The 9,667-nt window shown below is 71.7% G+C and carries 8 protein-coding genes and 1 pseudogene; 1 reads left to right on the top strand and 8 read right to left on the bottom strand.

The window, feature by feature from the left end; genetic code table 11:
* Nucleotides 1-299: 299 nt before the first annotated feature.
* Nucleotides 300-1,271: a UDP-glucose 4-epimerase GalE gene (gene galE / locus E6R18_RS33505; protein ID WP_136320637.1), complete on the bottom strand. Its 972-nt coding sequence runs from the start codon at nucleotides 1,269-1,271 to the stop codon at nucleotides 300-302.
* 189 nt (nucleotides 1,272-1,460) lie between these two features.
* On the opposite strand from galE, the gene E6R18_RS33500 reads away from it, so the two are divergent.
* A complete protein-coding gene (locus tag E6R18_RS33500; RefSeq protein ID WP_136320636.1) occupies nucleotides 1,461-3,692 on the top strand; it encodes a bifunctional glycosyltransferase/CDP-glycerol:glycerophosphate glycerophosphotransferase in 2,232 nt (743 codons plus the stop codon).
* 80 nt (nucleotides 3,693-3,772) lie between these two features.
* On the opposite strand, the gene obgE is transcribed toward E6R18_RS33500, so the two are convergent.
* The 7 genes and pseudogenes from obgE to E6R18_RS33465 all read right to left on the bottom strand — a co-directional run.
* Nucleotides 3,773-5,212: a GTPase ObgE gene (obgE, locus tag E6R18_RS33495; protein ID WP_136320635.1), complete on the bottom strand. Its 1,440-nt coding sequence runs from the start codon at nucleotides 5,210-5,212 to the stop codon at nucleotides 3,773-3,775.
* 141 nt (nucleotides 5,213-5,353) lie between these two features.
* Nucleotides 5,354-5,611, bottom strand: a complete 258-nt coding sequence (gene rpmA / locus E6R18_RS33490; RefSeq protein ID WP_018551605.1) for a 50S ribosomal protein L27 — start codon at nucleotides 5,609-5,611, stop codon at nucleotides 5,354-5,356.
* A gap of 14 nt (nucleotides 5,612-5,625) precedes the next feature.
* Complete coding sequence (gene rplU / locus E6R18_RS33485; protein WP_018551604.1) at nucleotides 5,626-5,946, bottom strand: 50S ribosomal protein L21; 321 nt, start codon at nucleotides 5,944-5,946, stop codon at nucleotides 5,626-5,628.
* Between the two features lie 207 nt (nucleotides 5,947-6,153).
* Nucleotides 6,154-7,215, bottom strand: a complete 1,062-nt coding sequence (locus tag E6R18_RS33480; RefSeq protein WP_136320634.1) for an iron-containing alcohol dehydrogenase family protein — start codon at nucleotides 7,213-7,215, stop codon at nucleotides 6,154-6,156.
* Complete coding sequence (locus E6R18_RS33475) at nucleotides 7,203-7,955, bottom strand: phosphocholine cytidylyltransferase family protein (protein ID WP_136320633.1); 753 nt, start codon at nucleotides 7,953-7,955, stop codon at nucleotides 7,203-7,205. The genes E6R18_RS33480 and E6R18_RS33475 overlap by 13 nt, the downstream gene beginning before the upstream one ends.
* Before the next feature lie 70 nt (nucleotides 7,956-8,025).
* Nucleotides 8,026-8,916, bottom strand: coding sequence for a UTP--glucose-1-phosphate uridylyltransferase GalU (gene galU / locus E6R18_RS33470; protein ID WP_136320632.1), 891 nt, complete (start codon nucleotides 8,914-8,916; stop codon nucleotides 8,026-8,028).
* Nucleotides 8,917-9,022: 106 nt separating this feature from the next.
* Nucleotides 9,023-9,667: pseudogene (locus E6R18_RS33465) on the bottom strand (ribonuclease E/G); the annotation flags it as partial.

Here is a 9,667-nt window from a genome sequence, read left to right as displayed (position 1 = left end):
CGGGCCGCGGACGCGCACCGGCTGCGGACGGCGGATCGCTGCTCCCCGGCATCCCGGCCCAGCGCCGCGCGGAGGCGGCGAAACCGGCGCGCGAGCCCTGAGGGACCGGGAGGGACGCGCAGGGGCCCGGCACCGCTCGACGGCAGCGGTGCCGGGCCCCTGTGTACGGGCCGTGCCTACGGGTAGCGCAGGCGCCAGCCCTGCGTACAGGCCATGCCTACGGGTGACGCAGGCGCCAGCCCTGCGTACAGGCCATGCCTACGGGTGGCGCAAGCGCCAGCCCTGCGTACAGGCCGTGCTCACGGGTGACGCAAGCGCCAGCCCTGCCAGGCGGACTCGATCATCTCGTCCAGCCCGTACCGGGCCGACCAGCCCAGCTCCTCGCGCATGCGGTCGGCGCTCGCGACCACCCGGGCCGGGTCGCCGGGGCGGCGGGCGGTCACCTCGGCGGTGACGGCTCCGTTGTCCGTGATCTTGAGGATGCGGTCGACCATCTCGCGCACCGAGCTGCCCTCGCCGCGGCCGATGTTCAGCGTGAGGTCGGTGCCGGGCTCGGCCTCCTCCAGCCGGCGGGCGGCAGCGAGGTGGGCGGAGGCGATGTCCACGACGTGGATGTAGTCGCGGACGCAGGTGCCGTCGGGCGTCGCGTAGTCGTCGCCGAAGATGCGCGGGGACTCGCCCGCCTCCAGGCGCTCGAAGACCATCGGGATCAGGTTGAAGACCCCGGCGTCGGCCAGCTCCGGCGAGGCCGCGCCCGCCACATTGAAGTACCGCAGCGAGGCGCAGCGCAGTCCGTGGGCCTTGGCGGCGGCGTGGATCAGCCACTCGCCGACGAGCTTGGTCTCCCCGTACGGGCTCATCGGTGCGCACGGCGTCCGCTCGGTGACGAGGTCGACGTCGGGCATGCCGTAGACGGCGGCCGAGGAGGAGAACACCAGCCGGCCGACGCCCGCGGCGACCATGCTCTCCAGCAGGACCTCCAGGCCGGTGACGTTCTCCTTGTAGTAGTACAGGGGGCGCTCGACGGACTCGCCGACCTGCTTCTTGCCGGCGATGTGCACCACCCCGGTCACCCCGTGGTCCCGGATCGCCGCGTCCAGGGCCTCGCGGTCCAGGACGCTGCCGGTCACCAGCGGGACCCCTGCGGGCACCTTGTCGGCGCTTCCGGTGGACAGATCGTCGAACACGACCACCTGCTGACCACCCGCGAGCATCGCGCGCACCACGTGCGCACCGATGAACCCCGCCCCGCCCGTAACCATCCAGGTCATGTCGTGCTTCTCCCTGTTCATGCCGTACCCGTCAGCGTTCCACCCTACGTGGGCGCCCCGAGGCACCCTCGGGGAGCGCCCGGAGCGATCAATTACGCTGTCCGGGTGCCGGACGCACCCCACTGCCCCACGGTGCCGACCGCGCCCCCCTCGCACAAACCCGCGGAAGCTCTCTGGAACTGGTGGACGATGCCTCGACTGACACTCATCGTGCCTGCGTACAACGTGCAGGGGTACATCGGGGAGTGTCTGGACTCCGTGCTCGGACAGGACTTCACCGACTTCGAGGTCATCGGCGTCGACGACTGCTCCCCCGACGGTTCCGGCGCGATCCTCGACGCCTACGCGGCCCGCGACTCCCGGATCCGTGTGCTGCACCTCACGGAGAACGTGGGCCTGGGCCGCGCGCGCAACGCGGGTCTCGACCTGGCGACCGGTGACTACGTCCTCTTCCTCGACAGCGACGACACCCTGGCGCCGGGCTCCCTGGCGGCCATCGCGGCCCGGCTCGACGCGACGGACGACCCGGACATCCTGGTCTACGACTACACCCGCGCCTTCTGGGACGGGCAGCTGCTCCGCAACAAGCGCTCCGACCTGATGGCCGAGGGCGACCCGGCGGTCTTCTCCCTCGCCGAGCGCCCGCAGCTGCTGGACCTGCTGCAGATCGTCTGGAACAAGGCGTACCGGCGCGATTTCGTCACCCGCCACGGATTCCGCTTCCCGCCCGGTTACTACGAGGACGCGCCGTGGACGTACGCCGCCATGATCGCGGCGGAGCGCATCGCCGTGCTCGACCGCTCCTGTGTGCTGTACCGGCAGCGGCGTGAGGGCGGGAACATCCTCCACACGGTCAGCCGCAAGCACTTCGACGTCTTCGACCAGTACGACCGGGTGTTCGCGTTCCTGGACGGGCGGCCCGACCTCGATCCCTGGCGTCCGGCGATCTTCCGCAAGATGGTCGACCACTTCCTGACCGTGCTGGAGAGGCCGGGCCGGCTCCCGCGCAACGCGCGCGCCGAGTTCTTCCACCGGGCGGCGAAGGACTACCGCGCGCGCCTTCCGGAGGGCTTCGAGCGGCCCCCGGGCGGGCGCGGTTACAAGTACGCGCTGCTCGGGGTCGACTCGTACTCCGCGTTCTTCGGCGTGACCCGCGCCAACAACGTGCGCCACCGCGCCCGGCAGGGCGGGCAGGCCCGTATCGGCCGGGCCAAGCGGACCGCCCTGGGCATGTTCTACCGGTCGCAGCTGCGGATGCCGCTGGACGAGAACCTGGCGGTGTTCTCCGCGTACTGGGGCCGCGGCTACTCCTGCAACCCGGCGGCCATCGAGGCCGAGCTGGGCCGCCTCGCGCCGGGCGTGCGCCGGGTCTGGGCCGTGCGCTCCGAGCACCGCGACCGGGTGCCCGAGGGCGTCGAGAAGGTGATCGTCGGCTCGCGCGAGTACTGGGCGGTCATGGCCCGTGCCAAGTACCTCACGAACAACGTGAACTTCGGCGACACCATCGTCAAGCGCGAGGGGCAGGTCCACCTCCAGACCCATCACGGCACCCCGCTGAAGACGATGGGGCTCGACCAGGCCCAGTACCCCGCGTCCACCAACATGGACATGGAGAAGCTGCTGCGCCGGTGCGACCGCTGGGACTACAGCCTGACCTCCAACCGGTTCTCGACCACCGTCTGGGAGCGGGTCTACCCCTGCCGGTACACCACGCTGGAGACCGGCTACCCGCGCAACGACGTGCTGCTCCGGGCCACCGCCGCCGACGTCGTGCGGGCCCGGCACGACCTGGGCCTCGCGGACGGCTCGACCGCGTTCCTGTACATGCCGACGCACCGCGAGTACGAGAAGTCCTTCGCCCCCCGGCTCGACCTGCCGAAGCTGGCCGAGGCGCTGGGCCCCGACGTGACCCTGCTGGTGCGCGGGCACTACTTCTACAAGCCCACCGGCCGGCTCGCCGAGCTCCAGGCCAGCGGCCGGGTCGTCGACGTCTCCGCCCACGGCAACGTCGAGGAGCTGTACCTCGCGGCGGACGCCCTGGTCACCGACTACTCCTCGGCGATGTTCGACTACGCCAACCTGGACCGGCCGATCGTGATCTACGCGGACGACTGGGACACCTACCGGGTCGTGCGCGGCACCTACTTCGACCTCATGGCCGAGCCCCCGGGTGCCGTCGCGACCTCGCAGGAGCAGCTCACCACCGTCCTGGGCTCGGACGCGTGGCGCGACGAGAAGGCGGCCGGGCTGCGCGCCGCGTTCCGGGAGCGCTACTGCGACTACGACGACGGGTACGCCGCCGAGCGCGTGGTGCGCAGGGTGTTCCTGGGCGAGGAGACGCTGCCGCCGGTCGTCCCGCTCGCCGAGCGCACCCCGGCCCCCTCCCCCGCCGAGGCGCTGGAGCGCACCGGGCAGGTCTGAGTACGCGAAACGGTCCCGGCTCCCCCGAGGGGGCGCCGGGACCGTCGTCGTTCCGGGGCTTCGCCGTCAGCGGCTCACGCTCACGCGAACGGGTCGAACTCCTGGTACTCCTTGACGGCCTCGTCGCGCTCGACCTCGCGGTCGCGGCGGCGCTGGGCGGCCGGACGCTGCTCCTCCAGGCGGTGGTCCTCGCCCCGGCGGCCGAGCATCTCCGCACCGGCCGACACGGTCGGCTCCCAGTCGAAGACGACCGCGTTGTCCTCGGCGCCGATCGCCACGCCGTCGCCCGCCCGGGCTCCGGCCTTGCGCAGCTCGTCCTCGACGCCCAGCCGGTTCAGCCGGTCCGCGAGGTAGCCGACGGCCTCGTCGTTGTTGAAGTCGGTCTGGCGCACCCAGCGCTCCGGCTTCTCGCCGCGCACCCGGTAGATGCCGTCGTCCTCCAGGGCCACGGTGAACCCGGCGTCGTCCACGGCCTTGGGCCGGATGACGATACGGGTCGCCTCCTCCACGGGCTTGGCGGCACGCGCCTCGGCGATGATGCCGGCCAGCGCGAAGGACAGCTCCTTGAGCCCGGTCCTGGCGACGGCGGACACCTCGAAGACGCGGTAGCCGCGGGCCTCCAGATCGGGACGGATCATGTCCGCGAGGTCCTGGCCGTCCGGGATGTCGATCTTGTTGAGGACGACGATCCGGGGCCGGTCCTCCAGCCCCCCGTACAGCTTCAGCTCCTCCTCGATCGTGTCGAGGTCGGAGACCGGGTCGCGGTCGGACTCCAGCGTCGCGGTGTCCAGGACGTGGACGAGCACCGAGCAGCGCTCGACGTGGCGCAGGAACTCCAGGCCGAGGCCCTTGCCCTGGCTGGCGCCCGGGATCAGGCCCGGGACGTCGGCGATGGTGTAGACGGTGCTGCCCGCGGTGACCACGCCCAGGTTCGGGACGAGGGTGGTGAACGGGTAGTCGGCGATCTTCGGCTTCGCGGCCGACAGCACGGAGATCAGCGAGGACTTGCCGGCGCTCGGGTAGCCCACCAGGGCGACGTCCGCGACGGTCTTGAGCTCCAGGACGATGTCCCGGGCCTCGCCGGGCTCGCCGAGCAGCGCGAAGCCGGGGGCCTTGCGCCGGGCGGAGGCCAGTGCGGCGTTCCCGAGGCCGCCGCGGCCGCCCTGGCCGGCGACGAACGCGGTGCCCTGGCCGACGAGGTCGGCGAGCACATTGCCCTGGCGGTCGAGGACGACGGTGCCGTCCGGCACGGGCAGGACCAGGTCCTGGCCCTCCTTGCCGGTGCGGTTGTCGCCCGCGCCGGGCTGGCCGTTGGTGGCCTTGCGGTGGGGGTGGTGGTGGTAGTCGAGGAGCGTGGTGACGTCCTGGTCGACGACCAGGGTCACATCGCCGCCGCGGCCGCCGTTGCCGCCGTCCGGGCCGCCGAGCGGCTTGAACTTCTCACGGTGAACGGAGGCACAGCCGTGGCCTCCGTTACCCGCGGCGACATGCAGTTCGACGCGGTCCACGAAGGTGGTCATGGGTGAATCCTCCAGTTACATACGTGCAGAAAGGTGCTCGTGCAGCCCTCATTAGGAGCAACACGCGAAAGGCGGACCCACTTCCCCTAACAGGAAGTGAGGTCCGCCTCCACGTCATACCGCTCGACGAGCGCCGGGAATTCAGCCGGCGATCGGAACGATGTTCACCACGTTGCGGCCACGGTGCGTGCCGAACTGGACCGCACCGGCGGCCAGGGCGAACAGCGTGTCGTCGCCGCCACGGCCGACGCCCGTGCCCGGGTGGAAGTGGGTGCCGCGCTGGCGGACCAGGATCTCACCGGCGTTGACGGCCTGACCGCCGAAGCGCTTCACGCCGAGCCGCTGAGCATTGGAATCGCGCCCGTTCCGGGTGGACGATGCGCCCTTCTTGTGTGCCATGTCTTCTCAGTCCCTTACTTCGCAGCCGCGGGAATACCGGTGACCTTGATCGCCGTGTACTGCTGGCGGTGACCCTGGCGACGGCGGTAACCGGTCTTGTTCTTGTAGCGAAGGATGTCGATCTTCGCGCCCTTGTGGTGGTCCACGATCTCGGCCTGGACCTTGATGCCGTCCAGCACCCACGGGTCGCTGGTCACGGCGTCGCCGTCGACAACGAGCAGGGTAGAGAGCTCTACCGTGTCGCCAACCTTGGCGGTGGGAATCTTGTCAACCTCAACGATGTCGCCGACAGCAACCTTGTGCTGGCGACCACCGCTGCGCACGATGGCGTACACGCGGATCTCACTCTCACTCGAAGCGGAAACCCCTGATGCCAGCCGCTCACACGGGTCCGGGGACCCGTGACGATCCGGATTGGACGAGCGGCCTCTCCCGTACGAGCGGGAGGTCAGTGCTCAGAGGTGTGGCGAACAAACGCCGACAGTCAAGGTTACGGGGCCCCGGACAACCGGTCAAACCGGGTCCGGCCCGCCCCGCCCCGCTCAGACCGCGGCGGTCCTGACGTACTCGGCGTAGGCGTCCCTGATCCCGTCCGCGGACAGGTTCAGGTGTTCCAGGATCGTGTACCGGCCCGGCCGGGTCCGGGGCGCGAACTCGACCACCGAGACGAACTCCTCCACGCCGAAGCCCATGTCCTCGGCGGTCACCGGCAGCCCGTGGCGCCGCAGCACCTCGGTCATGCGTACGGACTCCTGCACGGCGCCGCGCAGGTGCATCGCGAACGCCGCGCCGAGCCCGCACTGCTCGCCGTGGCTGGCGGCCCGCTGCGGGAAGAGCAGGTCGAAGGCGTGGTTGATCTCGTGGCAGGCGCCGGAGGCCGGCCGGCTGTCGCCCGCCACCGACATCGAGATGCCGGTGAGCACCAGGCCCTCGGCCAGCACCTGGAGGAAGGAGTCGTCGCCCAGGCCGCCGGGGTGGCGCAGCACGGCCTCGCCGGCCTGCCGGGCCATCGCGGCGGCCAGGCCGTCGATGTCCTCGCCGTTGACCCGGTGGGCCAGCTCCCAGTCCGCCACGGCCGAGATGTTCGACAGCGCGTCCCCGATCCCGGAGCGCACGAAGCGGACCGGGGCCTCCCGGATGACGTCGAGGTCGATGACGACGGCGATCGGGTTCGGGACGCCGTAGGAGCCACGGCCCGCGTCGTTGTCCAGCGTCGCCACCGGGGAGCACAGGCCGTCGTGGGACAGGTTCGTCGCCACGGCGACCAGCGGCAGCCCGACCCGCGCCGCGGCGAACTTCGCGCAGTCGATGATCTTGCCGCCGCCGAGGCCGACCACGGCGTCGTACCGCCCGGACTTCATGGCCTCGGCCAGCTTGACGGCGTCGTTCAGCGTGCCGCCGCCCACCTCGAACCAGGAGGCGCCGGGCAGGCTGTCCGAGAGCCGCTCCCGCAGTGCCCGGCCGCTGCCCCCGCTGATCGCCACCGCCAGCTTGCCCGAGCCGGAGATCCGCTGATCGGCGAGGACGCCCGCCAGATCCGCCAGAGCGCCGGCCCGGATGTCGACGACGACCGGTGCGGGGATCAGCCGGGTCAGTACTGGCACGCGATCTTCCTGCCCTTGGCCAGGTCCTCGTGGTTGTCGATCTCGACCCACTTCACGTCGCCGATCGGCTCCACGTCGACCTTGAAGCCGCGGTTGACGAGCTCCTGGTAGCCGTCCTCGTAGTACAGGTCCGGGTCGCGCTCGAAGGTGGTCTTCAGGGCGTCGGCCAGCTCCTCGGCCGCCTCGCCCTCGATCAGCGTGACGCCGATGTACTCGCCGGTCGCCTCGGCCGGGTCCATCAGCTTGGTGATCCGGCGCACGCCCTTGCCGTCCTCGACGACGACCTTCATCTCCTCGTCGGCGAGCTGCTTCACCGTGTCGAGGGCCAGGATGATCTTCTTGCCGTCGCCGCGGGCGGCCAGCAGCGTCTTCTCGACGGAGACCGGGTGCACGGTGTCGCCGTTGGCGAGGATGACGCCGTCCTTGAGGGCGTCGCGGCCGCACCACAGGGAGTAGGCGTTGTTCCACTCCTCGGCCTTGTCGTTGTCGATCAGCGTGATGCTGACGCCGTACTTGGCCTCCAGCGCCGCCTTGCGCTCGTACAGGGCCTCCTTGCGGTAGCCCACGATGATCGCGACCTCGGTCAGGCCGACCTCGGCGAAGTTGCCGAGCGTCAGGTCGACCACCGTCAGGCTCTCCTCGTCGCCCTCGGGGCCGACCGGCACCAGGGCCTTGGGAAGCGTGTCGGTGTAGGGGCGCAGGCGGCGGCCGGCGCCGGCCGCCAGAATCATGCCGATCATGGGGTTCTCCTTGGTCCTTGGTGCGGTGTTACGGATGTCTCGGGTGGGGTGCGTACGTCCGGCGGGCGCCTCAGAGCTCGGCCGCCACGTAGGCGCGCAGCCAGGTGCGGAAGTCGGGGCCCAGGTCCTCGCGCTCGCAGGCGAGGCGGACGATGGCCCGCAGGTAGTCCCCGCGGTCGCCGGTGTCGTACCGGCGGCCCCGGAAGACGACGCCGTGCACCGGACCGCCGAGCTTCTCGTCGGCGGCCAGCTGCTGCAGCGCGTCGGTCAGCTGGATCTCGCCGCCCCGGCCCGGCTCGGTCTCCCGCAGCACGGCGAAGACGGCGGGGTCCAGGACATAACGGCCGATGACCGCGAGATTGCTGGGCGCGTCGCCCGGCTCCGGCTTCTCGACCAGACCGGTCACCCGGACGAGGTCGCCGTCCGGCGTGGGCTCCACCGCGGCGCACCCGTACAGATGGCTCTGCTCGGGCGCCACCTCCATGAGCGCGACGACGCTGCCGCCCTCGCGCTCCTGGATCTCGGTCATCCGGGACAGCAGCGGGTCGCGCGGGTCGATCAGGTCGTCACCGAGCAGCACCGCGAAGGGCTCGTCCCCCACATGGGGCTCCGCGCACAGCACGGCGTGCCCGAGGCCGCGCGGGTCGCCCTGGCGGACGTAGTGCATGGTCGCGAGGTCGCTCGACTCCTGGACCCGCACCAGCCGTGCGGCGTCACCCTTGCGGGTCAGCGCCGACTCCAGCTCGTAGTTCCGGTCGAAGTGGTCCTCCAGCGCCCGCTTGTTGCGCCCGGTGATCATCAGCACGTCGCTCAGCCCCGCGGCGGCGGCCTCCTCCACGACGTACTGGATCGCCGGCTTGTCGACGACGGGCAGCATCTCCTTGGGAGTGGCCTTCGTCGCCGGCAGGAACCGGGTACCGAGCCCGGCGGCCGGTATGACGGCCTTCTGGATCTTGCGCATGGGAGGGCTTTCGTGTCGGGGGCGGGAGCGGCCCGGGGCCTCGACGCAGCCGGCCGGTCCCGCGAGGGGACCGGCCCGACTGCGTCGCGCGCGGTGCGAGACCGGGTCAGACCTCGTCGGCCGTGGCCGTGACGGGCGACGCGGTCTGCTGCTCCGCCGCCACCGTCTTCTTCGCCGCCGCCTTCTTGGCCGTCGTCTTCTTCGCGGCGGTCTTCTTGACGGCCGCCTTCTTGGCCGTGGCCTTCTTGGCGGTCTTGCGGGCCGCCTTCTTGGCCGGTGCCGCCTCGGGCTCGGCCTCCGCCTCCGCCTCGGGGGGGGCCTCCACCACGACGACTGCGGCCTCCTCGGCCCCCGCGGGGGAACCGGCGGGCGCGCTGACCTTGCGGGTGGCGCGGCGCCGGACACGCGGCGGCGCGGCCTGCTCCTCGGCCGGGACCTCGGCGTGCGATGCCTCGACCACCGGGTCCTCGGAGGCGACCGGGTCGGGCCCGGACACCGGCTCATCGGCGGCCGGGGCGGACTCGGCGGGCTCCGCCATGACCGGCTCGGACACGACCGCATCGGCCGGGGCCGGCGAGCCCGCCGGGGCGGTCGCCTTACGGGTCGCCCGGCGGCGCGTACGGCCCTGGGGCGCCTCGGCCGGGGCCTCGGCAGGTGCTTCGGCGGGCGCCTCGGCCACCGGCTCAGGGGCCTTGACGACCTCCGGCTCCGCGACCGGCTCGGCCACGCTCTCCTCGGCCGGGGCGGACGC

This window comes from Streptomyces sp. A1277, from assembly GCF_004795015.1.
Taxonomy (GTDB): Bacteria; Actinomycetota; Actinomycetes; order Streptomycetales; family Streptomycetaceae; genus Streptomyces.
Note: the sequence above shows the minus strand (reverse complement) of the source record. Positions and strands in the feature narration are given on the sequence as shown.

What these genes read in the sequence shown, in the direction of transcription:
- galE (WP_136320637.1), bottom strand. Translation starts at nt 1,271, where the DNA reads ATGACCTGGATGGTTACGGGCGGGGCGGGGTTCATCGGTGCGCACGTG.
- E6R18_RS33500 (WP_136320636.1), top strand. Translation starts at nt 1,461, where the DNA reads ATGCCTCGACTGACACTCATCGTGCCTGCGTACAACGTGCAGGGGTAC.
- obgE (WP_136320635.1), bottom strand. Translation starts at nt 5,212, where the DNA reads ATGACCACCTTCGTGGACCGCGTCGAACTGCATGTCGCCGCGGGTAAC.
- rpmA (WP_018551605.1), bottom strand. Translation starts at nt 5,611, where the DNA reads ATGGCACACAAGAAGGGCGCATCGTCCACCCGGAACGGGCGCGATTCC.
- E6R18_RS33475 (WP_136320633.1), bottom strand. Translation starts at nt 7,955, where the DNA reads ATGATCGGCATGATTCTGGCGGCCGGCGCCGGCCGCCGCCTGCGCCCC.
- galU (WP_136320632.1), bottom strand. Translation starts at nt 8,916, where the DNA reads ATGCGCAAGATCCAGAAGGCCGTCATACCGGCCGCCGGGCTCGGTACC.